Below are 26106 nucleotides of genomic sequence, written 5' to 3' on the forward strand. Positions count from 1 at the left end.
CCGTCAACGGAGTGTGGTGGGGGGTCATGCGCTTTGCTTTCCGAATGACGGCGCCCGCAAAAAAGGGGGGAGAAAGAACGCCGTGTCTGGGAATCAAAGTTACCGGCACGAAGTCCCGGAATCAATTAAGGACCGCGTCGGATCTTTACGCTGCGCGAAACGATTCATCGCCAACCGACACCAGATTTCGGAAAACAGGCTCGCTCACGAAGTCACGCACCGTCTCGATGAGGCACTTTCGAATCCGCCGCTTAGAAACCCCGCATCTAAGCTCATGCGGATGAAGTATTTGCAATTCACATGCTAAATGCTTCATGATGATGAAAATGGATACTGAATCCCATGGAACTCCGGCAGCTTGAAGCCTTCGCCGCCGTCATGTCGACCGGCAGCGTCACGGGCGCCGCCCGGCTGCTGGCGCGCTCGCAGCCGGCGGTGTCGCGCCTGGTGCAGGAACTCGAAGCCGAGATCGGCTATGCGTTGTTCACCCGCCACGGACCCCGGGTGGCGCCGACGGAGCAGGGTTTCCTGCTCTATGAAGATGTAGACCGCGCCCTCGGCAGCCTGCAGCAGATCCACTTGCGCGCGGCCGAGATCGCGCGCGGCAATGCCCAGCCGCTGCTGCTGGCCGCCACCTCCGCGCTGGCGCTCGGGCTGCTGCCGCGGGCATTGCGGCAAATGGAGGCGCAGGCCGGCACCATGCCCATCCAGCTGCGCAGTGCCTCGGCCGAACAGGTCGTGCACGCGGTGCTCAGCGGCGCGGCGCAGCTCGGCGCGAGCAGCCTGCCGCTGGAGCACCGCGGGCTGGAAGTGCACTGGATCGGACAGATGCCCTGCGTGGCCGTGCTGCCGCAGGACGATCCGCTGGCGGCGCTCGACGTCGTGCCGCTGGAGGCGCTGGCGCAGCGCCGCATCATCACGATGAGCAACCCGTTCCGCCTGCGCCACCGGCTCGACGCCACGCTGGCGCGCGCCGGCCATTCGCCGGCGCGGCGCGACGCGCTGATCGAGACCAATTCTTCGGTCAACGCCCAGGCGCTGGCGCGCGCCGGGCTCGGCGTGGCCGTGCTGGAGCCGCTGACCGCTTGCGGCGCGCCGCTCGAAGGCCTGGCCGTGCGGCCGCTGGATACCGACATTCCCTTCGTCTTTGGCGTGGTCACGCCGCAGGCCAAGCCGATCACGGCGCCGGTGCGCGCGCTGATCGATGCGCTGCTGGCCGCCGCCAGCGAGCTGCCGCATTTCGTGCAGCACGACGTGTCGGCGCACGCGGCGCTGCTGCGCACCCTGTACGGCGGCGGCGATGCCGCCGCGGACGAAGAAAGCATTTCCTGAAAGCCCCTGTGACGAACGTACCCCTCGGCCTTCCCGCGCTCGAAGCGCGCCTGCGGCAAGACCTGTCGTGGCTCGGCCTGCCCGCAAAACGCTGGGTGCCCCCCAACCCGGCGCACGGCGATGCGCTGCTGGACGTCGCCATCGTCGGCGGCGGCATGGCGGGCCTCGCGCTGCTCGCGACGCTCAAGCACCTGGGCGTGCACGCCCGCATCTACGACCGCTCGCCGGCCGGATTCGAAGGCCCCTGGGCCACCACCGCGCGCATGGAAACGCTGCGCTCGCCCAAGGAGCTCACCGGCCCCGCGCTGGGCCTGCCGGCGCTGACCTTCCGCGCCTGGTTCGAGGCGCAGTGGGGCCTGGCGGCCTGGGACGCGCTCGACAAGATCCCGCGCCTGCAATGGGCCGAGTACCTGCGCTGGTACCGCCGCGTGCTCGACCTCGACGTGCGCAACGAGCAGCAGGTGAGGGCGGTGCTGCCGCGCGCCGACGGCGTGGTGCAGCTCGACCTGGCCGATCTCGCCGCGGGCGGCGGGCACTACAGCGTGCAGGCGCGCCACGTCGTGCTCGCGACCGGCCGCGACGGCCTCGGCGGTGCCTGGGTGCCCGACTGGGCGGCTTCGCTGCCGCGCGATCGCTGGGCCCATTCGTCCGAACGCTGGGACGCCCAAAGCCTGCGCGGCAAGCGTGTCGCCGTGGTCGGCGGCGGCGCCTCGGCGATGGACGCCGCCGCGAGCGCGCTCGAAGCCGGTGCCGCGCGCGTCGACCTGCTGATCCGCCGCGCCGACCTGCCGCGCGTCAACAAGGGCAAGGGCGCGGGCAGTCCGGGCATGGTCCACGGCTTCTGGCAACTGCCCGACGAATGGAAGTGGCGCATCCGCCACTACATCAACGTGCAGCAGGTGCCGCCGCCGCACGGCAGCACGCTGCGTGTGTCGCGCCATGCGAACGCGCATTTCCAGCTCGGCACGCCGGTGCTCGGTGCCGCGCAGCGGCCCGACGGCGCTCTGCGGCTGGACACGGCCAAGGGCCCGCTGGCGGCCGACTTCGTCGTGTTCAGCACGGGTTTTCGCACCGACTGGGCGCTGCGGCCCGAGTTCGCCGCGTTCTCTTCGCAGGTGCGCGTCTGGCAGGACCGCTTCGCGCCGCCCGAAGGCATGGCCGACAGCGAGCTCGCCGAATCTCCCGACCTCGGGCCGCTGTTCGAGTTCCAGGAGAAGACGCCCGGCGCCTGCCCCGGGCTGGAGCGCGTGCACTGCTTCAACTATGCCGCCTCGCTCTCGCACGGCGCCGCGGCCGGCGACATCCCGCAGATCACCGACGGCGCGCAGCGCCTGGCACGCGGCCTCGCGGCCAGGCTGCTGGGCGAGGATGCCGGCCAGCACTTCGCCGCCATGCAGCGCTACGCCGAGCCCGAGCTCGACGGCGACGAATGGACGCCCTCGGAGCTGCCGCCGTACATCGAAGCCGGCGACCGCGAGGTGTCGCCATGACTGGCTGGCTCCTGCGCCGCGTGCTGCAGGCGCTGGGCGTCGTGGTGGCGATGACGGTGATCGTCTTCATCGGCCTGCATGCCATCGGCAACCCGATCGACATCCTCATCGGCGAGGACATGAACCAGCAGGAGCGCCTGGCCGCCATCGCGCGGCTCGGGCTCGACCAGCCGCTGTGGCGCCAGTACCTGGCCTTCGTCGACGGCGCGCTGCACGGCAGCCTGGGGCGCAGCTTCGTCTACCAGGAAGACGCCGTTCGCCTGATCCTGCAGCGCCTGCCGGCCACGATGGAGCTGGCCTTCGCGGCGCTGCTCATGGCCATCATGGTGGGCGTGCCGCTGGGGCTGTTCGCGGGCATGAAGCCCGAGCATCCGGTGTCGCGCACGCTGATGGCCACCAGCATCGTCGGCTTCTCGCTGCCGGCCTTCTGGGTCGCGCTGATGCTGATCATGGTGTTCAGCGTGCAGCTCGGCTGGCTCCCCGCGAGCGGACGCGGCGCCACGCGCGAGCTGTTCGGCGTGCAGTGGTCCTGGCTCACGCTCGACGGCTGGCAGCACCTGCTGCTGCCGGCCTTCAACCTGGCGCTTTTCAAGATCTCGCTGGTGCTGCGGCTCACGCGCGCCGGCGTGCGCGAGGTGCTGCCGCAGGACTACGTGAAGTTCGCGCGCGCCAAGGGCCTCACGCCCACGCGCGTGGTGCTGATGCACGTGATGCGCAACACCATGATCCCGCTGGTCACGGTGCTGGGGCTGGAACTGGGCGCGACCATCGCCTATGCGGTGGTCACCGAGAGCATCTTCGCCTGGCCGGGCGCCGGCAAGCTGATCCTCGACAGCATCAACTCGCTCGACCGCCCGGTGGTGGTGGCCTACCTGATGGTGGTGGTCGTGATCTTCGTGACGCTGAACCTCATCGTCGACCTGCTCTACAAGCTGCTCGACCCGCGCGTGCGGCTGGAGGGCGCGAAATGAGCGCAGTGAAAAGCTACGACGAGCGCTCCATCTGGTGGCGCGTGGCCGCCGACTTCCTGCATTCGCGCATCGCCGTCGGCGGGCTGGTGGTGCTGGGCATCGTGGTGCTGGCCGCGCTGCTCGCGCCGTGGATCACGCCGCAGAACCCCTACGACCTGCTGCAGCTCGACGTGCTCGACGCGCGCCTGCCGCCGGGCTCGCACAGCAGCGAGGGCGGCTACACCTACTGGCTCGGCACCGACGGGCAGGGCCGCGACCTGTACTCGGCCATCGTCTACGGGCTGCGCATCAGCCTGACGGTGGGCGTGGGCTCGGCGCTGATCGCCGCGGTGGTCGGCACGCTGGTCGGCCTCATTGCCGCCTATGCCGGCGGCAAGGTCGACGCGCTGCTGATGCGGCTGGTCGACCTGCTGCTGTCGTTTCCGACCATCCTGATGGCGCTGATGATCCTGGCCTACGTCGGCAAGGGCGTGGGCAACGTGATGCTCACGCTGGTGCTGCTGGAGTGGGCCTACTACGCGCGCACCGCCCGCGGCCAGGCGCTGGTCGAGGCGCGGCGCGAGTACGTGGACGCGGCGCAGGGGCAGGGCATTCCGCGCTGGCGCATCGTCACCGGCCACATCCTGCCGAACTGCCTGCCGCCGCTGCTGGTGATCGGCGCGCTGCAGATCGCGCGCGCCATCACGCTGGAGGCCACGCTGTCCTTCCTGGGGCTGGGCGTGCCGATCACCGAGCCGTCGCTGGGGCTGCTGATCTCCAACGGCTACCAATACCTGCTGTCCAACGAATACTGGATCAGCTTCTTCCCCGGCGTCGCCTTGCTGGCCGCCATCGTCGCGATCAACCTGGTCGGTGACCAGCTGCGCGACGTGCTCAACCCGAGGCTGCAGAAATGAGCGCCGTTCCCGTGCAAGACCTCGAGGTGCCGACGCTTGAGGTGCGCAACCTGCAGACGCGCTTCCACACGCGCGCCGGCGTGCTGCCGGTGGTCGACGGCGTGTCCTTCACGCTGGGGCGCGGCAAGGTGCTGGGCCTGGTGGGCGAGTCGGGCTCGGGCAAGTCGGTCACCGGCTTCTCGATCATGGGCCTGGTCGATCCGCCAGGAAAGGTCGAGGGCGGGCAGGTGCTGTTCCAGGGCCGCGAACTCACGCAGCTGGCGGCAACCGAGCGGCGCGAGCTGCGCGGCAACCGCATCGCGATGATCTTCCAGGATCCGATGGCCACGCTCAACCCGGTGCTGCGGGTCGACACCCAGATGATCGAGGCGGTGAAGGCGCACAAGCGCGTCTCCACCGAAGAGGCACGCCGCCATGCGCGCGACACGCTGGGGCTGATGGGCATCCCGAGCCCAGAAGAGCGCCTGCGCGCCTACCCGCACCAGCTCTCGGGCGGCATGCGCCAGCGCGTGGCGATCGCCATCGCGATGCTGCACGGCCCCGACCTGATCATTGCGGACGAGCCGACCACCGCGCTGGACGTGACGATCCAGGCGCAGATCCTCTCCGAAGTGCAGAAGCTGGTGCGCGACACCGGCACCTCTCTGATCTGGATCAGCCACGACCTCTCGGTGGTGGCGAGCCTGGCCGACGAGATCGCCGTGATGTATGCCGGTCGCATCGTCGAGCACGGCACGGTGGCCGACGTACTCGACCATCCGCAGCATCCGTACACGCGCGGGCTGATCGACAGCCTGCCGAGTGCCAACGAGCGCGGGGCGCGGCTGCGCCAGATCCCGGGCATGACGCCGAGCCTGCTCGGCATGCCGGCCGGCTGCGCCTTCGCGCCGCGCTGCCCGCATGCGGATGCGGCCTGCGAAACGCGGCCCGGGGTTTCGCGCCCGCGGCATGACGCGCCCTGGCACGAGGTGCGCTGCTTTCATCCGCAGCGCGACAAGCCCGTGCGCACGTTGCCGGCCGCGCTGCCGGCCGCCGCGCGCGCGCCTGCGCAGGAAAACGATGTGCCGCTGATCGAACTGCGCCAGGTCGCGCAGCGCTTCGGCGTCACGCCGCCGCCCGGTGCTGTCGGCCGTGCGTTGCGCAGCGTGGGCATGAGCAAGCCGCCGGTGGTCACGCACGCGGTCGATGTAGTCGACCTGTCCGTGCGGCCCGGCGAGGTGGTCGGCCTGGTCGGCGAATCCGGCTGCGGCAAGTCGACGCTGGGCCGCATCGCCGCGGGCCTGCTGACACCGACGGAGGGGCAAGTGATCGTCGGCGGCAAGCCGGTGGCGAGCCTTTCGGCCGAAGAGCAGCTGGCGGCGCGCCTGCGCATCCAGATGGTGTTCCAGGACCCGTATGCGAGCCTGAACCCGCGCCTGCGCGTCTCGCGCATCGTGGGCGAGGCGGCGCTGCTCCGCGGGCTGACCGATGCGGCGGGGCAGGACGACTACGTGAGCGCCCAGCTGCAACGCGCCGGGCTCGACCCCGCGCTGCGCCATCGCTACCCGCACCAGTTCAGCGGCGGCCAGCGCCAGCGCATCGGCATTGCGCGGGCGCTCGCGGTGCAGCCTTCGATGCTGGTGTGCGACGAGGCGGTGGCGGCGCTGGACGTGTCGATCCAGGCGCAGATCCTCAACCTCTTCATGGACCTGCGCGACCAGCTCGGGCTGGCGTACCTCTTCATCAGCCACGACCTGGGCGTGATCGAGCATCTGTGCGACCGCGTGGTCGTGATGTACCTCGGCCGCGTGGTCGAAAGCGCGCCGGTGGCCGAGCTGTTCGCGCGGCCGGCCCATCCGTACACGCAGGCGCTGCTGGCCGAGATTCCGAGCATCGACGCGCGGCGCACCACCTTCAGCGCGATCCGCGGCGAGATCCCGAGCCCGATCGCGCCGCCCTCGGGCTGCCACTTTCATCCGCGGTGTCCCAAGGCGATGCCGCGCTGCCGCACCGAGGTGCCGCAGCTGCGCGGCATCGCGATCCGGCATGCCACGGCCTGCCACCTTTACGACACCAACTGACCTCCCGATTCACTGTCTTCGCCAAAGGATCTTCATGAACCGCCTGCTCCCCATCGCCGCCGCCGCACTGCTCGCCGCCGGCGCGCTGGCCTCCGTATCGGCCTCCGCCCAGACGCTGTCCATCGGCTTCGCCGACCCGATCTCATCGGTCGACCCCGAGCTCAACAACCACGCGGGCGACCGATCGCTTGCGCTGCATTTCTGGGACTCGATCATCAATTCGCGCGACGGCGGCAAGCTGGAGCCCGCGCTCGCGTCGAGCTGGAAGACGCTGGACGACAAGACCTGGGAATTCAAGCTGCGCACCGACATCAAGTGGCAGGACGGCACGCCCTTCACGGCCGACGACATCGTGTTCTCCTTCCAGCGCGCGCGCAACGTGCCGGGCAGCGTGGCCTCGTATTCGGGCGCGCTGCGCTCGGTGGAGTCCGCCACCGCCAAGGACCCGGCCACGCTGATCGTCAAGACCACCACGCCCAACCCGATGCTGCCGCTGGAGATCGCATCGATCTACATCGTGAGCAAGCACGTCGGCGAGAAGTCGAAGACCGAGGACTACAACGCGGGCCGCGCCGTGGTCGGCACCGGCCCCTACAAGTTCATCTCCTATGTGCCTGGCGACCGCACGGTGTTCGAGCGCAACCCCAGCTACTACGGCCCGAAGCCGCTGTGGGAGAAGGTCAACTACCGCTTCATCAACAACGGCGCGGCGCGCACGGCCGCGTTGCTGGCCGGCGACGTGGACGTGATCGACAAGGTCGCCGTGACCGACGTGGAGAAGCTGCGCAAGGACCCGAAGGTCAGCGTGTACACCTACCCGGGCCTGCGCGTGCTGCTGCTGCAACCCACCTTCAAGCCCGGCCCGAACGAGTTCATCACCGACAACGCAGGCAAGCCGCTCGAGAAGAACCCGCTGCTCGACGTGAAGGTGCGACAGGCGCTGTCGCTCTCGATCAACCGCAAGGCCATCGTCGACCGCGTGCTGCAGGGCACCGTGACCGAGGCCAACCAGTGGATGCCCAAGGGCAGCTTCGGCTACAACCCCGAAGTCAAGGACATCGCCTACAACCCCGAGCAGGCGAAGAAGCTGCTGGCAGAAGCCGGCTTCCCGCAGGGCTTCCAGATCGCGATCCACGTGCCCGGCGACCGCTACCCGCAGGCGCCCGAGACGGTGCAGGCCGTGGCGCAGTTCTGGAGCCGCATCGGCGTGAAGACCAAGGTCGAGGTGGTGCCGTGGGCCGTGTACTCGAGCCGCGCCAACAAGAACGAATATGCGGTCAGCGTGATCGCCTGGGGCAACGGCACGGGCGAAGCAGGCTACGGGCTGCTGCAGACGCTGACCACGCCCGACGCCAAGCGCGGCCGCGGCTCCAACAACTGGGGCCGCTACAGCAACGAGTCGGTCGACAAGGCGCTGGACGCCGCCACCGTCGAGTTCGATGCCAAGCGCCGCGAAGCCATCTTCCGCCACGCCGCCAAGCTGGTGACCGACGACGTCGGCCAGATCCCGCTCTACCACTACCAGAACATCTGGGCCGCGAAGAAGGGCCTGAAGGTGGTGCCGCTGCTGAGCGACCGCACGACGGCGATGCAGGTCACGCCGGTCAAGTGAGGGCGCGCGCATGTTGAGCATCACGCCCGAGGACGCGCTCATCGATGTGTCCCGGCGCATCGCGGTCGATGGCCTGGCGCCGGGCGAGCAGATCGAGGTCGCCAGCTGCACGCAGCGCGGCGCCGGCGTGCCGTGGCGCGCGTCGGCGCGCTTCGTGGCCGACGCCGCGGGCACGGTCGACCTGCAGCGCGACGCGCCGATCGCCGGCAGCAGCTACCAAGGCGTGTCGGCGATGGGCCTCATCTGGTCCCAGGTGCCGGACACGCCCGGTGCGCGCGAGCAGTTCGGCGCCGTGCCGGGCGCGGCGCTGCGCACCGACATCGGCGTGCGCCGGGGCGGCGATGCGGCCGAGCTGCATGGCAGCTTCGTGCAGCGCCTGGCCGGCGAGGGCGTGACGCGCCGCGATGTGCGCGAAGAGGGCCTGGTCGGCACGCTCTACATGCCTGCGGGGCCGGGTCCGCATCCGGCCGTGATGATCCTCAACGGCTCCGGCGGCGGCATCAACGAGCCGCGCGCAGCGCTGTACGCATCGCACGGCTACGCGGCCTTCGCGCTCGCCTACTTCAAGGCGCCGGGCCTCTCGGACTACATCTCGAACACCCGGCTCGAATACTTCGAGACAGCGCTGGCCTGGCTGCACCGCACGGTGCGCCCGGCGCACGGCTTCGTCGCGCTCAGCGGCCAGTCGCGCGGCGGAGAACTGGTGCTGCTGCTGGGCACGCTGTTTCCCGAATCGGTCTCGGCGGTGATCGGCTATGTGCCCGGCGCCGTGGTGCACTGCGCGCAGAACGCTTGCGATCCATCGCTCGGACGCGAAGGGCCCGCATGGCTCCTGCGCGGGCAGCCGCTGCCGCATGTGTGGGAAAACAACCGCACCGCGACCTGGGCGCCCTGGGACGAAGGCCCCGAACCGCGCCGCCATGCCGACGCGCTGCTGACCGCGCTGCAAGACCCCGAGGCGGTCGAGCGCGCGCGCATCCGGGTCGAGCGCATCCGCGGCCCGGTGATGCTGCTGTCCGCGACGGACGACGGCTCTTGGCCGTCGAGCCTCTACAGCCGCATGGTGACCGAGCGCCTCGCGCAGTTCGGGCATCCGCACGCGGTGGCTCATCTCGATTTCGAAGGCGCGGGCCATTCGATCCTATTCCCCTATGTGCCGACCACGCAGCTCGGCTATGCGCATCCGGTGTCGGGCCGGCGCAGCACCTCGGGCGGCACGCCTGCGAACAACGCGCATGCGGACGAGGCTTCCTGGCAGGGCGTGCTGCGCTTCCTGCAGCAGGCCGTGGCCGCGCGCACCACATCTTCCGGAGACACCACCCATGACTGACTCACAGATTTCCCCCGACCTCGTCGACGCTTGCGTGCCGCTCGCCGAGGGCAGCGCCGTGCATGCGGTACGCCACCAGCGCGACAAGGTGGCCGCCGCCACCCAGGGCAGCTACGAGGCCCTGTTCGATCCGGCACTGTCGGGCCCGCCGCTGGTCGAGCGCCTGCTTGCGGCCCATGCCATCGCGCGCAGCGCGGGCAGCGTCGCGCTGCAGGCGCACTACCGCGCGCGGCTCGATGCGCTGGCGCCGCTGAGCGCGACGCAGCAGGCCGCCGCCGATGGCGCCCCGGTCGAATCGCTCGGCGCGGATGCGCGGCTGCAGGCCGTGCTCGCGTTCACGCGCACGCTGACCGATCACCCGGTCGAGGGCGATCGCGAGGCCCTGCTCAAGCTGCCGGCCGCCGGCTTGGCGACGCCCGAGGTCGTGGCGCTGGCGCAGCTGATCGCCTTCGTCGCCTACCAGGTTCGCGTGGTCGCCGGCCTGCAGGCGCTGGCCGCGCTCGGCGGCGACAGCGCCGCAGCGGCCGTGGAAGAGAACACGGCCCCCTTCGTCCACCCGGCCAACCTGCCGCCGCCGGGCGAGCCGCTGCGCATCAACGGCTACACCAGCGAGACGCTGGGCTGGAAGGCCTGGCTGCCGGTGATCGACCTGACGCAGGCCTCCGCCGAACAGGTGCAGGTGCTGGACGCCAGCCACCCGAAGGCGCGCAGCTCCGACTACTACCTGCTGCTGGTGCACCAGCCGCGCATCCTGCAGGAGCGCGCCACGGTGTTCAACGCCATCATGTACGCGCCCGGCGGCCTGTCGCGCGCGGAGCGCGAACTGGCGAGCGCGGTGGTGTCGCGCATCAACGGCTGCGTGTACTGCGCCTCGGTGCACGCGCAGCGCTTCGAGCAGCTGGCCAAGCGCAACGACGTGATCGCACAGGTCTTCACCGACCCGCAGGGCGCGGGCACCACGCCGCGCGAGCGCGCCATCGTGAACCTGTCGATCGAGCTCACGCGCAGCCCGGCCGGCTTCGGTGCGGAGCAACTGCGCGCCGTGCGCGCCGCCGGCCTCACCGATCTCGAGATCCTGGACACCATCCACGCGGTGGCGATCTTCGCGTGGGCCAACCGGCTGATGCTCAACCTCGGCGAGCCGGTGTTTCCACCGCGCGACTGACACGCGCGCGGCCAGGGCGCATCGCCCATCGGTGGTCTACGCGGCCGATTGCCTTTGCGGCAGCCGACGGCGCAGCGACTGCAGCAGGTCGTCCACATAGGTGAACACCACGGGGACCACCAGAAGGCTCAGCACGGTCGAGGTGATCAGCCCGCCGATGACCACGATCGCCATCGGCTGCCGGAAACTGGGCTCAGCGCCGAGGCCGAGGGCGTTGGGCAGCATGCCGGCGCCCATGGCGATGGTCGTCATGACGATCGGGCGCGCCCGCTTGTGGCAAGCGTCGATCACCGCCTCCAGCCGTGTCATTCCGCGCTGCCGCCTCGCGAGGATCGCGTACTCGACCAGCAGGATCGAGTTCTTGGTCACGATGCCCATGAGCATCAGCACGCCGATGACCACCGGCATCGAGAACGACTGGTTCGTGAGCCACAGCGCGCCGAACGCGCCGCCCAGGGCGAGCGGCAGCGCGCAGAGAATGGTGGCGGGTTGCATGAAGTCGTGAAACAGCAGCACGAGCACCGCATAGATGCAGAACACCCCGATCGCCATCGCCGTGCCGAAGCTCGTGAACAGCTCGGCCATGCGCTGCAACTCGCCTTGCTCCACGACGCGCACGCCCGCGGGCAGCGACTTGAAGGCCGGCAGGGCCATGGCCTCTTGCTGCACTTCGCCGAGCGCACGCCCGTTGAGCTCCACGCTCAGGGTCACGTTGCGGGAACGGTCCAGGCGGTCGATCTGCGAAGGGCCGCTGCCCATGGACACGTCCGCCACCGAGCCGAGGCTGACCGCGCCGTCGTCTCCCTTGACGCGCAGCTGGGCGATCGCATCCATGTCGGCGCGCACCGAGGCATCCATGCGCACGCGAATCGCGATCTGGCGCTCGGGCAGATTCAGCTTGGGCAGCGCCGTCGAGTAGTCGCCGTAGGTCGCCAGCCGCACGGCGTCCGCGAGCGCCTCGGACGTGACGCCCAGGGCGGCGGCGCGCGCATAGTCCGGGCGCAACTGAACCTCCGGGCGCTGCAACGCCGCGCTCGACGTCACGTTGCCGACATTCCTCAGGGTACGGAGCTGCTGCTCCGCCTGCTTGGCGGCCTTGTCGAGCGTGTCGGCATCGTCGCCAGCGAGCGTGATCTCCAGCGTCGATCCGTTGCTGCTGCCGCTGACGGTCACACGCACGCCGGGAATGGTCTTCAACCGGTCGCGGATCTTCGACTCGACCTGGGACTGCTTGAGCGTGCGGTCCCCGCGGTCCACCAGGTCCACCGTGAGTGTGGAACTGGTGACGTCGGTCGTGGCCGTCGCGCCCATGCCGCTTCCGGTGCTGGCCGTCCCGGCGGCGACGAAGACGGAGCGCACCTCGGGTATCTCGCCGAGCATCTGCTGCGCCTGCCGGCTGACGGCGACGGTCTGCTCCAGCGTGGCGTCGGGGCCGAGCTTGAGTGTCACCGTGCTCTGCGCCTTGTCCTGCGCCGGCATGAAGGCGGTCGGGATCGACAGCGCCAGCCCGATCGAAAGCACCAGGAAGAGCAGTGCGGCCGCGGCGGTGGATTTGCGATGCTGAAGGACGCCGCGTACCCACGCCAGGTAGCGCGTCATCGTGGGCTCGTCCGTCGATGCGTTGTGCAGATGGGCGGCCTTGGGCTTGAGCAGGTAGGCGGCCATCATCGGCGTGAGCAGGCGCGCCACCAGCAGCGATGCGAGCACCGCGACCGAGGCGGTCACGCCGAACTGCCGGAAGAACTTGCCCGGAATGCCGCCCATGAAGGCCGTCGGCAGGAACACCGCCACCAGCGTGAACGTCGTGGCGATCACGGCCAGGCCGATCTCGTCCGCGGCCTCCATCGCCGCCTGGTAGGGCGTCTTTCCCATCAGCAGATGCCGCTCGATGTTCTCGATCTCCACGATCGCATCGTCCACCAGCACGCCGATGACCAGCGAAAGCGAGAGGAGCGTGACGGTGTTGAGCGAATAGCCCGCCAGCGCCATGAAAGCGAAGGCCGGCGCGATGGACAACGGAAGCGCGGCCGCCGCGATCCAGGTCGCGCGCATGTCGCGCAGGAACCATCCCACCACAAGAACCGCGAGCACGGCGCCTTCGAGCAGCAGCTCCATGGAGCCCTGGTAGTTCTCCTGGATCGGCGTGACGGTATTGCTGGCCTCGACGACCCTTGCCTCGGGATGCGCGGCGGAAAACTTCTTCAGCGCCTCGCGGATATCGTTGGCGACGCCGACGTCCGAGAATCCCCTGGAACGCGTGACCTGGAACCCGATTACCTTCTTGCCGTCGCGAAACGCCATGGTCGTGCGCTCGGCATTCGCATCGCTGATGCGCGCAATCTGGTCGAGCCGCACATAGCGGCCGTCGCCCAGCGACAGCGTGATGGCCGCGACTTCGGCGGCCGACCCCACCGTGGCCAGGGTGCGGCTCGACTGCTTCTGGCCGCCCACGAAGGTTTCCCCGCCCGAGGCTTCCTTCTGCGTCGCCTTGAGCCTCGTGGACACATCGGAAGGCGTGACGCCCAGGCCCGCCATCAACCGCGAATCGAGATCGACGTGGACTTCGCGGCTGACGCCCCCCACCCGCGACACGGAACCGACGCCCTTGACGGCCAGCAGGCTCTTGGTGACCTGGTTGTCGACGAACCAGGACAGGTCTTTCTCATCCATCGTCTTCGATTCGATGGTGTAGGTGAGCAGCGCGCTGCTGGCCGTGGTCAGCTTGGAGACCGTAGGCGACGCCATGTTGGCCGGAAGGTCGGCCTTGGCGCTGTCGACCGCGTTGCGGACTTCATTGAGCGCTTCCTCCGAGTTCTTGTCGATCTCGAAGCTGACGCTGATGCTCACCAGGCCGTCGGTGATGGTCGTGGTGATGTGGTCAAGCCGGCTCAGCGACGCGAGCTTGTCCTCGATCTTGCGCGCAACCTCCGTCTCGAGCTGTGCCGGCGCGGCGCCTTCGAGCGAAGCGGAGACCTGGATGGTCGGCAGGTCGGTGTCGGGAAAATCCTGGATCTGCAGCGTCCTGAAGCCGATCAGCCCCAGCACCGTGAGCAGGATGAAGGTCAGGATCGCGGGGACCGGATTGCGGATCGACCAGGACGAGATATTCATCGCTTGGCCTCCGGTTGCTTCACCGTCACCTGCACACCGTCGGACAGGAATGCGCCGCCGCTGGCAACCACTTGCGCGTCAGCGGGCAGTTTCGACAGCAGCTCGACCCGGTCATCCTGGCGGCGGCCCGTCGTCACGGCCTGCGCGGAGACCTTGCTGCTCCCATCCACGAGATAGACATAGGCACGCCCGTCGCGCATCACGATCGCCGATTGCGGAAGCGTCACGGCCGGCGCATTGCCCAGCCTGACCAGGCCGCTGGCGAACATGCCTGCGCGCGCAGTGCTGCCGCCGTTCAGGCTGACGTACACCGTGGCGCGCCCGGTGGTCGTCGACAAGGTGGGCGCCGCCATGCGCACGGTGCCCTCGACGCGCTCTCCGTTGAGCAGCGTCAGCTCGGCCTTCTGGCCGGCTTGCACCGAGGCGAGCTCGCGGGCATCGAGTTCGGGCCGCCACTCAAGCCGGCCCTGCCGCACGAGGCGGAAGAGTTCGGTGCCGGCGCTCACCACATTGCCGACCACGCCGGTTTTCGACGACACCACGCCGTCATCGGCAGCCAGCACGCGCGTCTGCGCGAGCTTGAGCTTCACGCTGTCGAGGTCTGCCTGCGACGACTGCAGGGTTGCGCGCGCCGAGTCCTCCGTGATGCGGTACTCCTCGATCTGCTGCGCGGACAGCGACCCCGTCGTGCCGACGACCTTCGCCCGCCGCACATTCGCGCTGGCCTGTTCGAGGCTGCTGCGCGACTGCGCGACCACCGCTTCCTGCTTGCGCAGGTCGACCCGCAGGCCTTCGTCCGCAAGACGCGCGAGCACCTGGCCGCGCCGGACGGTGGCACCGACATCCACCATCAACTCGGCGATGCGGTAGCCGCCGGTCTCGGGGCTCACGATGATCTCCTGCCATGCCGTCACCGGGCCGCTGCCCTGCAGGCTTCGGGGCCAGTCCCGGTTGTTCGGCGTCACGACCTCGACCGTCATCGCGCTGGCCGGCGCGCTCGGCGCAAGCGCCCGGGTCGGCGGCCGCAGAAGCAGCATCGCGCCGCCGACAGCCAGGAGAAGGACCACGGCGACGGCGGCGCCGCGGCGAAGCTTGGGTTTCGATGTGATGTTCATGGCGTTCTCGTTTTTTCATCGGCCAGCGCTTCGGGCGACACGGCCGGCGTGCCGGGCTGCCATCCGCCGCCGACGGCCTTGTAGAGGGCGATCCAGTACTGGACGCGGTTCTGCTGCAGCGTGATCTCGGTGATCTCCGCCGACAGCGCCGAGCGCCGGGCCTCCTCCAGCGAGAGAAGGCTGGTGCGCCCGGCGCGCCAGTTGGTCTCGGAAGACAGGAAGTAGCTGCGGTACTCGCGCGCGGCCTTCTCCGCCTGCTCCGCCCGCAGGGCGGCGCCTTCGAGGTTCGTGAGGGCTTCTTCCACGTCCCGCACCACGGTGCGCACACCTTGCCGATAGGCGGCGAGTGCCGACGTATAGCTGGCGCGCGCCGTATCGACTGCGGCATCGAGCTTGCCGCCGTCGAACAGCGGTATCGAGAGCGACGGTCCGAACGACCAGAGCGTGGCCGGCGAGGTCAGGCTGCTCGCGGACACGCTGACCGATCCGCTGAGCGACAGGCTCGGATACAGATCCGCCTGCGCCGCGCCGATCTCCGCGCCGGTGGCGGCCACCTCGCGCTCGAGCGAGGCCAGGTCGGGGCGCTGCAGCAGCACCTGCGCGGGCACCGCCTGCACCTGCAGGTCGGCCGGCCGCGGCACGGGGTCGCCCCCGCCTGTGATCAACCGCCGCAGCGACGGCTCGTCGCTGCCGGTGAGATACACCAGCGACTTGACGAGGATGTCGCATTGCGTGCGCTGCTGCACAAGGCTCGACTGCGCGCTTGCAAGGCTCGCACGCGCCAGGGCGCCGTCAGACGGCGCGGTGAAGCCGGCCTGTACTGCGGCCTCCGTCGCCTTCTCGGTGGCGGCCGTCGAGGCGGCCTCGCGCTGGTACGCATCCGCAAGCAACACGCATGCGCGGTACTGCACATAGGTATCGGCCACTTCCGCCGCGAGCGAGACACGCGCATCGTGCCAGTCGGCGGCGCGTGCCTCGACGCGCGCCTCGGACGCTTCCGTGTTGCGGCGGACCTTGCCGAACAGGTCCAGCTCCCATGAGGCATCGACGCCGGCGCTGCGGGAGGTGCCGGTGGCCGTGGACTCGCCCGACTGCAACTGGTTGCTGCGCGAAGCCGATGCGCTGCCAGTCACGCTGGGCCGGGCTTGCGCACGCGTGCTGCGCAAGGTGGCGCGTGCCTTCTCGATGTTGGCCCAGGCCGTCGTGAGCGAGGGGCTGTCTCGCTCGGCCATCTCGACCAGGCGGGCGACACGTGTGTCGTCGAACTGCTGCCACCATTGCCGCAGGTCGCCGGTGCGCCCGCCGTGCGGCAATTCGGACTGCCATGAAGGCGGTGCCTGCGGTTGTGGCGGGCCTTCGAGATGGCCTGTGGCGCAGGCGGTCAGGCCCCAGGCCAGGCAGACGGCCAGCGGGGTGACGAACAGGGAGCGCAGCGGTGTGGTCATCAGATCTTCTTCCTCCACCGAGGTTAGAAGCGCCCCCTGTTGGCTGCGGTCAACCAGCGTTAAGCTGGGTAAATATCGGCGCCTGCCTGACGAGCCTCTGCCGGATCGGCGCCATACTCCGCCCATGCACAGGGTTCTGCTTGTCGACGACGACGTCGACCTCACATCGATGTTGTCGCTCTACATCTCCCGCGAGGGTTTCGATGTGCGTGTGGTCCATGACGGCGAGGCCGGCGTGAGCGAGGCGCTGCGCGGCAGCTATGCGCTCGTGGTGCTGGACATCATGATGCCGCGCCTGTCCGGCATCGAAGCGCTGCGCCGGATCCGCTCCACGAGCAACGTGCCGGTGCTCATGCTCACGGCGCGCGGCGACAACGTCGACAAGATCGTCGGCCTCAACATGGGCGCGGACGACTACGTTCCCAAGCCATGCACGCCCGGCGAACTGGTGGCGCGCATCCACGCGATCCTGCGGCGCACCGAAAGCCGCAACCGGCCCGAGGGCGCGAACGCCGCGCTGATGCTGACGGCCGGCGCACTCACGCTCTGGCCCGGCACGCGCCAGGCCGCCTGGCAGGGTGCGCCGCTGGAGCTGACGGGCACCGAATTCAACCTGCTGGAAGTCCTGGTGCGCCATGCGGGGCAGCTGATCAGCAAGCAGGACATCTCCCTGGCCGCCTTCGACCGGCCGCTCACGCGATTCGATCGCCGCATCGACGTGCACATCAGCAGCATCCGCCAGAAGATGGGCACGCGCGACGACGGCCGGTCGTGGATACAGAGCGTGCGCGGCCTCGGCTACCAGTTGCTCAAGGACTGAACGGCCATGGCCCGGCCCATGCGCCTGTTCCGCAAGCTGCTGCTGGTGCTGTCGAGCTGCATGATCTCGAGCATCGGGTTGACGGCGCTCTATCTGTGGCTCATCGGAGCGGTGCCGCCGCCCAGCGATCCGGTGCCCAAGGTGAGCGGGATTCCCGTTGTTCCCGCGATGATCGCCGTCCTGGCCAGCCTGGTCTTCGGCGGCTTCCTGGCCTGGTATCTCTCCCGGCCGCTCCAGCACCTGCGCTGGGGGCTCCAGCGCATGGCGCAAGGGCATCTCGATACGCGCGTCGAACCGCTCATGAAAGGGCGCCGCGACGAGATCACCGATCTGGCGCACGACATCGACGGCATGGCGGCGCAGCTGCAGGCGCTGATCGCCGCGCGCGACCGCCTGCTGCACGACATCTCGCATGAGCTGCGTTCACCGCTGTCGCGCATCCAGGCGGCCATCGGGCTGCTCGAGCAGGATTCCTCGCAGGTGGGTGCCATGGTCGAACGCGTCGAGCGCGAGACCCGGCGCCTGGACGCGCTGATCGACGAAATGCTCACGCTGCATCGGCTGACGGCATCGGCCCCCGTCTCGCGCAGCGCGGTCGATGTGATCGAGCTGCTGCACGACATCGTGGCCGACGCAGACTTCGAGGGGCGCGCGACGAACCGCTCGGTGAGCATCGAGGCGCCCGAGCACTTCGTCGCCCAGGTGGACGGCGAGCTGATCTACCGCGCCTTCGAGAACGTGATTCGCAATGCCGTGAAGCACACGGCGCAGGGAAGCACGGTGGAGGTGCGCGCGAGCCTGCGCACGGAGGGCAGCTTGCTGGAGGTGGTGATCAGCGACCACGGGCCGGGCGTGCCGCCGCACATGCTCGAGGCGATCTTCGTGCCCTTCGTGCGGATCGACCGCCGCGAGGTCGATCGTGGTGTCGGGCTGGGCCTGGCCATCGCGCGCAGCGCGGTGCTGGCCCATGACGGCACGATCGAGGCATCGCTCGCCGACAACGGCGGCCTGCGCATCAGGATCGAACTGCCGCGCTGAAGTGCGCGTTGCGCCTCACACGCATTCGGGAGCCAGGTGGTCCAGCACCTTGACCAGGCGCTCGACGAGCCGAGTCGAGTAGATCTGCGAGGGATGGAGAATGTCCGCCATCTCGCCGCGACGCATCGGCACGCTGCCCCAGTCGGCAAACGGCACTGCGAGATCCCCCGCCAGTCGCCGAACCGTCGCGTCGCCTCGTGCACGCACGTCGGCACCGGCGAGCGTTTGCGACAGGCCCGTCAAGACCACATCGCGCCCCTCGGCCCTGGATTGGTTGACCATGGCGCGCAGCGCCGGCTCCAGGGGCAAGTTCTGCATCGCGTCATTGAGCCCATGCTGGATGACCACGATGCGGCTCGAACGTGCTTCGCTTGCGAATGCCGCCGACCGTGCGCTGGCTGTTTCCCCGCTCACGGAATGATCGATCACCCGGTATCTGGGACGCATCCGGCGCAGAGCGGCCGCCGGGCTTTCATCGAGCCGCCGGTCGCCCAGGAAACCGCCATGAAGGATGGAGTCGCCATAGAGCTCGACACTGCATGCGCCTTGGGGCGCCGCAGCACGCGCCACGGCGCGGCTTGCCAGCGACACGCCGCTGCTCTTGACGTGGTCTTCCGAGGGGACCACGGGGGCTTGCGCGCAACCGGTGGCCAGCGCCATGCCCAAGATGCGGGCGATCGTTCCGAACCGGCCGGCTCGCCGAGGCGGAACGTGGATGAGATCAGGCATTCCCTGAGGCTAGGGGCCAAAGAAGGAGAAAAAATGGAGACTCCGTGCCGGTCAGCAGCTGAAGCGGCAGGGGATGTGCCGCGCCATGCGATGGATGCGCGGAGATTCCAGGCGCGTCGACTCAGGAGGCGTTGTCCGAAGGCTTCGCGGCCACGGGCGTGTTGGTGGTCTCGACCCATCCGCCGCCCAGCGTCTTGTAGAAAGTCACCAGGTTGGTGAAGCGCGACAGGCGCGTGCCGATCAGGTCCTGCTGGGCGGTATAGAGCGAGCGCTGCGAATCGAGCACGCTCAGGTAGCTGTCCACGCCGCGGCTGAAGCGCGCCTGAGACAGGCGATAGCTGTTCGCCGTCGCGTTCACCAGCGACTGCTGTGCATCGAGCTGGCGCCCGAGCGTGTTGCGTTGCGCCAAGGCGTCCGACACTTCGCGGAATGCCGTCTGGATCGCCTTCTCGTATTGCGCCACCGAGATGTCGCGGCTCACCGTGGCGATCTTGAGGTTGGCGCGGTTGGTGCCGCCGTCGAAGATCGGCAGCGTGATCTGCGGCGCGAAGCTCCAGCTGCCCGAGCCGCCCTTGAACAGGCCCGACAGCTCGCTGCTCGACGTGCCCGCCGAGGCCGTGAGACTGATGCGCGGATAGAAGGCTGCGCGCGCCGCGCCGATGTAGGCATTGGCCGCCTTGAGGTCGCGCTCGGCCTGCAGGATGTCGGGCCGGCGCTGCAGCAGGTCCGAAGGCAGCCCCGGCGGAATGGAAGCCAGCGGGCTGGCCTCGGCCGTCGCCCCGTCGGGGAGCGCGCGCGGCAGGAGTTCGTCGGGCACTTCCGCGCCGACGAGCAGCACCAGCGCATTGCGGTCCTGCGCGACCTGCGAGGTGTAGCGTTCGACATCCACGCGCGCGCTGTCCACGCTGGTCTGTGCCTGGCTCAGCGTGAGGGCCGAAGCCGCACCCAGTTCGAAGCTGCGCTGGTTGAGCCGGTAGGAGTCGCCCTGGCTGCGCAGCGTGTCGCGCGCGAGTGCCAGCCGGTCCTGGTCGGCGGCGAGGGTGAGATAGGCGGTCGCCACCTCGGCCACCAGGCTGATCTGCGTGCTGCGGCGCGCCTCGGCCGTGGAGAGGAACTGCTGCAGCGCCTGCGCGCTCAGGCTGCGCACACGACCGAAGAGGTCGATCTCATAGGCGCTGAATCCGAGCGACGCGCTGTACTGGCGCGCAGTGAGCGCCTCGCCGGTGGACGACAGGTCGGCAGGGGTGCGGCTGCCGCTGCCGCCAGCGCTGGCATTGACGGTGGGAAAGAGCGCCGCGTCCTGCACGCGGTACTGGGCACGCGCTTTCTCGATGTTCAGCACCGCCACGCGCAGGTCGCGGTTGTTGGCAAGACTCATCTCGATCACGCGCTGCAGCGATGGATCGGTGAAGACGTCGCGCCAGCCAAGATCGGACACTGGCGTGGATGCCGGGTCGGCGGGACCCGTGTCGCCGGCGAATTTGCCGGCCACGGGGGCGGCGGGCTGCTGGTAGGCAGGCATCAGGCTGCAGCCGGCCATCAGGACTGCGAGCGCGAGGGGCGCTAGACGGAATGGTTTCATGGCGGATGCCTCAGGATGCGGCCGCGGCCGGTTGTGCGTGGGGGGCGACGGGAGCAGCGGGAGTGGCCGAACCGCCCTTGAAGAGACCGCGCACCAGCACGAAGAAAAGCGGCACGAAGAAGATCGCGAGCAGCGTGCCTGACAGCATGCCGCCGATCACCGCCGTGCCCAGCGCGTGCTGTGCGCCGGCCCCGGCGCCGCTGCCCAGCACCAGCGGCAGCACGCCGAGAATGAAGGCCAGCGAAGTCATCAGGATGGGCCGCAGGCGCAGGCGTGCCGCCTCCAGCGCCGACTCGACCAGTCCCTTGCCCTGCGCATGCAGGTCTTTCGCGAACTCGACGATCAGGATGGCGTTCTTCGAAGCGAGCCCGATCGTGGTGAGCAGGCCCACCTGGAAGTACACGTCGTTCATCTTCCAGGTCAGGATCGCTCCGACCAGTGCGCCCAGCACACCGAGCGGCACCACCAGGATCACCGAGAACGGGATGGACCAGCTCTCGTAGAGCGCGGCAAGGCAAAGGAACACGATCAGGATCGACAGCCCGTACAGCAGGCCGGTCTGGCCGCTCGATGCCTTCTCCTGGCGCGACAGGCCGGTCCATTCGTAGCCGATGCCCGCCGGCAGCTGCGCAACCGCCGCTTCCACGATGGCGAGCGCCTCGCCGCTCGATGCGCTCCCCGGCATCGCCATGCCCAAAATTTCGACCGAGGGCACCCCGTTGTAGCGCTCCAGGCGCGGCGAACCCGAGCTCCAGCCGGCCTTGGCGAAGGAGGTGAAGGGCACCATCGTTCCGGCGCTGTTGCGCACGTACCAGCGGTCGATGTCCTCGGGCAGCATGCGGTAGCGGGCATCGGCCTGCAGCATCACCTTCTTCACGCGCCCCTTGTCGATGAAGTCGTTGACGTAGCTGCTGCCCCAGGCGGCCGAGAAGGTGTCGTTGATGTCCGACATCGAAAGGCCCTGGGCCTGCGCCTTGTGCGGATCGATCTCGAGCCTGAATTCGGGTGTGTCCTCCAGGCCGTTGGGGCGCACGGCCACCAGGCGCTTGTCCTTGGACAGCGTGCCGAGCAACTGGTTGCGCGCCTGCATCAGGGCCGCGTGCCCGAGGTTGGCGCGGTCCTGCAGCATCAGGTCGAAGCCGGTCGCGTTGCCGAGCTCGGCCACGGCCGGCGGCGCGAAGGCAAACACCTTGGCGTCGCGGATCGTGTTGAAGAAGGCGCCGGCCTTCGCCGCCACGCCGGTCACGCTCAGGGCCTCGCCCTTGCGCTCGTCCCACGGCCTGAGCTTGATGAAGGCGAAGCCGGTGTTCTGCCCGCTGCCCGCAAAGCTGAAGCCGGCCACGGTGAAGATGCCCGAGACGGCATCTTTCTGGTCGACCAGGAAGTGATGCTCCACCTGGCGGATCACTTCTTCCGTGCGCGCGTTGGTCGCGCCCGGCGGCAGTTGCACCAGCGCGAACATCGTGCCCTGGTCTTCGTCGGGCAGGAAGCCCACCGGCAGCTTCATGAAGCCGACCACCACCACCGCCAGCAGCACCACGTACACGGCCATGTAGCGCCAGCCCTTGGCCACCATGTGCCGCACGATGCCCTGGTAGCGCCCGTTGCCACGGTCGAAGCTGCGGTTGAACCAGCCGAAGAAGCCGGTGGTCGCCATCGCGTGGCCCTTGTGCACCGGCTTGAGCAGCGTCGCGCACAGCGCCGGCGTGAGCACCATCGCCACCAGTACCGACAGCGTCATCGCCGAGACGATGGTGATCGAGAACTGCCGGTAGATCACGCCCGTGGAGCCGCCGAAGAAGGCCATCGGCACGAACACCGCCGCCAGCACCAGGGCCACGCCCACCAGCGCGCCGGTGATCTGGCCCATGGACTTGCGCGTGGCCTCCTTGGGCGACAGGCCCTCTTCGGTCATCACGCGCTCGACGTTCTCGACCACCACGATCGCATCGTCCACCAGCAGGCCGATGGCCAGCACCATCGCGAACATCGTCAACGTGTTGATGGTGAAGCCGAAGGCCGCGAGCACGCCGAAGGTGCCCAGCAGCACCACCGGAACCGCGATGGTCGGGATCAGCGTGGCGCGGAAGTTCTGCAGGAACAGGTACATCACCAGGAACACCAGAACCACGGCCTCGACCAGCGTCTTGATGACCTCCTCGATGGAGATCCGCACGAAGGGCGTGGTGTCGTAGGGCTTCTGCACCTTCATGCCTTGCGGAAAGAACTTCTCGAGCTCCGCCACCCGCGCGTCGATGGCCTTGACCGTATCGAGTGCATTGGCGCCCGCGGCCAGCTTGATGGCCAGGCCGGCGGCCGGCTTGCCGTTGTAGCGCCCGACCGTGTTGTACGACTCGCTGCCGAGCTCGATGCGGGCGACGTCGCGCAGGCGCACCTGGGCGCCGTTGGTCTGCGTGCGCAGCAGGATGTCCTCGAACTCCTGCGCGGTCTTCAGGCGCGTCTGCGAGGTGATGGTCGCGTTGATCTGCTGGTTGGCGGCCGCCGGCATGCCGCCGAGCTGGCCGGCCGACACCTGCGCGTTCTGCGCCTGGATCGCGGTCTTCACGTCCAGCGGCGTGAGGCTGAAGTTGGCGAGTTTGTTCGGGTCGAGCCAGATGCGCATGGCGTACTGCGAGCCGAAGAGCGTGGTGTCGCCGACACCCTCCACGCGGCTGAGTGCTTCCTGCACGTTCGCGGCCACGTAGTCCGACAGGTCGGAGCCGTTCATGCTGCCGTCTTCGGAGGTGAAGGCCAGCACGTTCAGGAAGTTGGTGGCCGACTTGGTGACGGTCACGCCCTGCTGTTGCACCTCCTGCGGCAGCAGCGGCGTGGCCAGCGAGAGCTTGTTCTGCACCTGCACCTGCGCGGTGTCGGGGTCGGTGCCGTTCTCGAAGGTGAGGGTGATGGTGACCGAGCCGGACGATTCGCTGGTCGAGGCCATGTAGCTGAGCCGGTCCAGCCCCTTCATCTTCTGTTCGATGACCTGGGTGACGGTGTCCTCCAGCGTCTTGGCGGAAGCGCCGGGGTAGTTGGCGGTGATGGCGACGGCGGGCGGCGCGATGCTCGGGTACTGCGCGATCGGCAGCGTGGCGATTGCCATTGCGCCGCCCAGCATCACGATGATGGCGAGCACCCACGCGAAGATGGGGCGGTCGATGAAAAAACGTGCCATGACGGTCTTTCGCGATCAGTTGGCCGCGCCGGCAGGCTCGGACGGAGCTGCCTTGGCGGTCTCGGTGCCTGGCCCGGACTTGGGGCTCCATTGCACCGTCTTCACCTCGACGCCCGGCGCCGCGCGCTGCTGGCCGTCCACCACCAGCTGGTCGCCGGCCTTCAGGCCGCTGCGCACCAGCCACTGGTCGCCGATGGCGCGCTCGGTCTCGAGTGCGCGCCGCTGCAGCTTGTGCTGGGCGTCCACCACATAGGCCACGGGCTTGCCGGCACCGTCGCGCGACACCGCCTGCTGCGGCACCATGAGCGCCTGATCCTTCACGCCTTCCTGCAGCACCGCGCGCACGTACATGCCGGGCAGCAGATCCGCGTCGGGGTTGGGGAACACCGCGCGCAACGTGATCGCGCCGGTGTTCTGGTCCACGGTGACGTCGGAGAACTCGAGCTTGCCCTCGAGCGGGTAGGTGCTGCCGTCTTCCAGCAGCAGCCGCACTTTCGCAGCATTGGCGCCGCTCTTCTGCAGGTCGCCGCGCGCCATCGCCTGCTTGAGCTGGAGCATCGCGGCGCTGGGCTGGGTCACGTCGACGTAGATCGGGTTGAGCTGCTGGATGGTCGCCAGCGCGGTCGACTGGCTGGCCGTGACCAATGCGCCCGGCGTGACCGACGACTTGCCGATGCGCCCCGAGATCGGCGCGTCGATGCGTGCGTAGGCGAGGTTAATGCGGCTCGTTTCGACGTTGGCCTTGGCCGAGGCGACGTCGGCCTCGCCTTGCTGCAGCGAAGCGGCGGCGTCGTCGTAGTCCTGCTCGCTCACGGCCTTGATGGCCACCAGCTCCCTGTAGCGCTCGGCCTTGAGCCGCGTGGTCACCAGGCTGGCCTGCGCCTTGGCGAGCGCGGCGACGTTGCTGTCGTAGGTCGCCTTGTAGGTGGCGGGATCGATCTGGTAGAGCGCCTCGCCGGCCTTCACGTCGCTGCCCTCGCGGAACTGGCGGGTCTTGACGATGCCGCCGACCTGCGGGCGCACGTCGGCGATGAGAAAGGGCACGGTGCGCCCAGGCAGCTCGGTCGTGATGGCCACGCGCTGCGGCTGCACCGTGACCACGCCGACTTCAGGGGTGCCGGCCGCCGGAGGCGGGCCGCCCGGCGGCTTGCCGCAGGCCACGAGCATGCAGGTGGACATGACGGCCGCGAGGAATGTCAGGCCGTAGGTCAGAGGGGGGCGCATCGCGATTCTCCTGGGAAAAACGACGGGACGTTGCTTTGTCTCGCCGACTCATAAATAGACAGTGCTGTACTGAAATGTATTTTGACTTCAGGAGGGTGTCAATTAAAATAGTCAGACGTGTACAAAAATAAGGAGGCACACGGTATGCGGGTCAAGACAGAAGCCAAGCGCGACGCCATCGTCCAGGTGGCATCGGAAGTTTTCAGGGAGCTGGGGTTCGAGGGCGCCTCGATGGTGGAGATCGCTGCCCGCGTGGGGGGCTCCAGAGCGACCCTGTACGGCTACTTCAGCTCGAAGGAAGAACTGTTCGTTGCGGTGATCCACGCCTCCGCAAGCAAGCACTTCGATCCGATCTTCACGGCGCTGGCGCAGGAGGGCGAGGACGACCTCGCGCAGGTGCTGCAGCGTTTCGGCGAGAAGATCCTGGCCGTGGTGTGCTCGCAAGAGGTCATCCAGGCGCAGAGGGCGGTGATCGCCGAATCCGGCCGCAGCGACATAGGCCGGCTCTTCTATGAGGGCGGGCCCAGGAAGGGCGTGACCGCAATGGCGGACTTCCTGGCCCGGCAGATGCAAAAGGGCCGGCTGCGAACAGCCGACCCTGTCGTGGCGGCACACCACCTGATGAGCCTTCTGGATTCGGAGACCGTCAAGCCGAGCCTGATCGGCATCCAGGGACCGCTGACACGCAAGGAGCTGCGCGAGGCGACGCGGCGCGCCGTGCAGGTGTTTCTTGGCGGATACGCCGCGGAGGGCCGGCCTGCCGAGTGAGGACGGCAGGCAGGCACGCCTCCTGGCAATCGCTTTTTTCAATTCAACTGCCAATGGATGGCAGGAATCGACCCTGACCGGCGCCTGACCCGACGGACGTCCGGATCACGGGGCTGTCGCAGCTTCATCACAGCCGTGCGATATGGACCTGCCGTTCACGGCAATGACTTCTTGCCCCCCTAGATTGCGCGTGGGCGCAGAGGGCCGACATGCCGAGCCCCGCGCCTTCCTACCTCCATTCACTTC

At 68.8% G+C, this 26106-nt stretch carries 18 protein-coding genes and 1 pseudogene; 12 read left to right on the forward strand and 7 right to left on the reverse strand.

All coding sequences use genetic code 11. The features are described from left to right. Positions 1 to 342: 342 nt before the first annotated feature. The 9 genes and pseudogenes from WIX39_RS28595 (at position 343) to WIX39_RS28635 (ending at position 10856) form a co-directional block, all read left to right on the forward strand. Positions 343 to 1332 carry a LysR family transcriptional regulator gene (locus tag WIX39_RS28595; RefSeq protein WP_285411316.1) on the forward strand — a complete coding sequence of 330 codons (990 nt, stop codon included), beginning with the start codon at positions 343 to 345 and terminating at the stop codon, positions 1330 to 1332. Then, on the forward strand, positions 1329 to 2822 hold the full coding sequence (locus WIX39_RS28600) for a SidA/IucD/PvdA family monooxygenase (protein WP_081267700.1): 1494 nt from the start codon (positions 1329 to 1331) through the stop codon (positions 2820 to 2822). Before WIX39_RS28595 ends, WIX39_RS28600 begins: the two co-directional genes overlap by 4 nt. Beyond that, a complete protein-coding gene (locus tag WIX39_RS28605) occupies positions 2819 to 3793 on the forward strand; it encodes an ABC transporter permease (protein WP_081267699.1) in 975 nt (324 codons plus the stop codon). The genes WIX39_RS28600 and WIX39_RS28605 overlap by 4 nt, the downstream gene beginning before the upstream one ends. Further along, positions 3790 to 4689, forward strand: a complete 900-nt coding sequence (locus WIX39_RS28610; RefSeq protein WP_081267698.1) for an ABC transporter permease — start codon at positions 3790 to 3792, stop codon at positions 4687 to 4689. The genes WIX39_RS28605 and WIX39_RS28610 overlap by 4 nt, the downstream gene beginning before the upstream one ends. Continuing rightward, positions 4686 to 5726: pseudogene (locus WIX39_RS28615) on the forward strand (ABC transporter ATP-binding protein); the annotation flags it as partial. The gene WIX39_RS28610 and the pseudogene WIX39_RS28615, both read left to right, overlap by 4 nt. Positions 5727 to 5750: 24 nt before the next feature. Continuing rightward, positions 5751 to 6749 (forward strand): ABC transporter ATP-binding protein, encoded by a 999-nt coding sequence (locus WIX39_RS28620; protein ID WP_409196878.1) that lies wholly within the window; start codon positions 5751 to 5753, stop codon positions 6747 to 6749. A 34-nt stretch (positions 6750 to 6783) separates the two neighbouring features. After that, a complete protein-coding gene (locus WIX39_RS28625) occupies positions 6784 to 8361 on the forward strand; it encodes an ABC transporter substrate-binding protein (RefSeq protein WP_409196568.1) in 1578 nt (525 codons plus the stop codon). A gap of 10 nt (positions 8362 to 8371) precedes the next feature. After that, positions 8372 to 9691, forward strand: a complete 1320-nt coding sequence (locus WIX39_RS28630; protein WP_172839830.1) for an acyl-CoA thioesterase/bile acid-CoA:amino acid N-acyltransferase family protein — start codon at positions 8372 to 8374, stop codon at positions 9689 to 9691. Further along, positions 9684 to 10856: a CMD domain-containing protein gene (locus tag WIX39_RS28635; protein ID WP_409196569.1), complete on the forward strand. Its 1173-nt coding sequence runs from the start codon at positions 9684 to 9686 to the stop codon at positions 10854 to 10856. Before WIX39_RS28630 ends, WIX39_RS28635 begins: the two co-directional genes overlap by 8 nt. A gap of 36 nt (positions 10857 to 10892) precedes the next feature. Here WIX39_RS28635 and WIX39_RS28640 read toward each other — a convergent pair whose 3' ends face one another. From WIX39_RS28640 to WIX39_RS28650, 3 genes are read right to left on the reverse strand one after another with little or no spacing between them, the layout of a single operon-like run. Further along, complete coding sequence (locus WIX39_RS28640) at positions 10893 to 13967, reverse strand: efflux RND transporter permease subunit (protein ID WP_409196570.1); 3075 nt, start codon at positions 13965 to 13967, stop codon at positions 10893 to 10895. Beyond that, positions 13964 to 15082, reverse strand: a complete 1119-nt coding sequence (locus tag WIX39_RS28645; protein WP_409196571.1) for an efflux RND transporter periplasmic adaptor subunit — start codon at positions 15080 to 15082, stop codon at positions 13964 to 13966. The genes WIX39_RS28640 and WIX39_RS28645 overlap by 4 nt, the downstream gene beginning before the upstream one ends. Then, positions 15079 to 16527, reverse strand: coding sequence for an efflux transporter outer membrane subunit (locus WIX39_RS28650; RefSeq protein ID WP_409196572.1), 1449 nt, complete (start codon positions 16525 to 16527; stop codon positions 15079 to 15081). The genes WIX39_RS28645 and WIX39_RS28650 overlap by 4 nt, the downstream gene beginning before the upstream one ends. Positions 16528 to 16651: 124 nt before the next feature. Between WIX39_RS28650 and WIX39_RS28655 the strand changes: the two genes are divergently transcribed. Further along, positions 16652 to 17347, forward strand: coding sequence for a response regulator transcription factor (locus WIX39_RS28655; RefSeq protein WP_081267692.1), 696 nt, complete (start codon positions 16652 to 16654; stop codon positions 17345 to 17347). Positions 17348 to 17353: 6 nt separating this feature from the next. Continuing rightward, positions 17354 to 18385, forward strand: a complete 1032-nt coding sequence (locus WIX39_RS28660; protein WP_409196573.1) for a HAMP domain-containing sensor histidine kinase — start codon at positions 17354 to 17356, stop codon at positions 18383 to 18385. A 15-nt stretch (positions 18386 to 18400) separates the two neighbouring features. Here the strand turns inward: WIX39_RS28660 and WIX39_RS28665 are convergent, their stop codons facing one another. The 4 genes from WIX39_RS28665 to WIX39_RS28680 form a co-directional block, all read right to left on the reverse strand. Beyond that, on the reverse strand, positions 18401 to 19045 hold the full coding sequence (locus WIX39_RS28665) for an SGNH/GDSL hydrolase family protein (RefSeq protein ID WP_409196574.1): 645 nt from the start codon (positions 19043 to 19045) through the stop codon (positions 18401 to 18403). Positions 19046 to 19235: 190 nt separating this feature from the next. Beyond that, positions 19236 to 20696 carry an AdeC/AdeK/OprM family multidrug efflux complex outer membrane factor gene (adeC, locus tag WIX39_RS28670; RefSeq protein ID WP_155742480.1) on the reverse strand — a complete coding sequence of 487 codons (1461 nt, stop codon included), beginning with the start codon at positions 20694 to 20696 and terminating at the stop codon, positions 19236 to 19238. Positions 20697 to 20706: 10 nt separating this feature from the next. Continuing rightward, on the reverse strand, positions 20707 to 23868 hold the full coding sequence (locus tag WIX39_RS28675; protein ID WP_409196575.1) for an efflux RND transporter permease subunit: 3162 nt from the start codon (positions 23866 to 23868) through the stop codon (positions 20707 to 20709). Positions 23869 to 23883: 15 nt separating this feature from the next. Beyond that, on the reverse strand, positions 23884 to 25092 hold the full coding sequence (locus WIX39_RS28680; protein WP_409196576.1) for an efflux RND transporter periplasmic adaptor subunit: 1209 nt from the start codon (positions 25090 to 25092) through the stop codon (positions 23884 to 23886). 144 nt (positions 25093 to 25236) lie between these two features. On the opposite strand from WIX39_RS28680, the gene WIX39_RS28685 reads away from it, so the two are divergent. Continuing rightward, positions 25237 to 25860, forward strand: coding sequence for a TetR/AcrR family transcriptional regulator (locus tag WIX39_RS28685; protein ID WP_285411302.1), 624 nt, complete (start codon positions 25237 to 25239; stop codon positions 25858 to 25860). The last annotated feature ends 246 nt before the right edge of the window (positions 25861 to 26106 follow it).

Origin of the sequence: Variovorax sp. AB1(2024) (genome assembly GCF_037482385.2) — a bacterium.
Lineage (GTDB): Bacteria > Pseudomonadota > Gammaproteobacteria > Burkholderiales > Burkholderiaceae_C > Variovorax.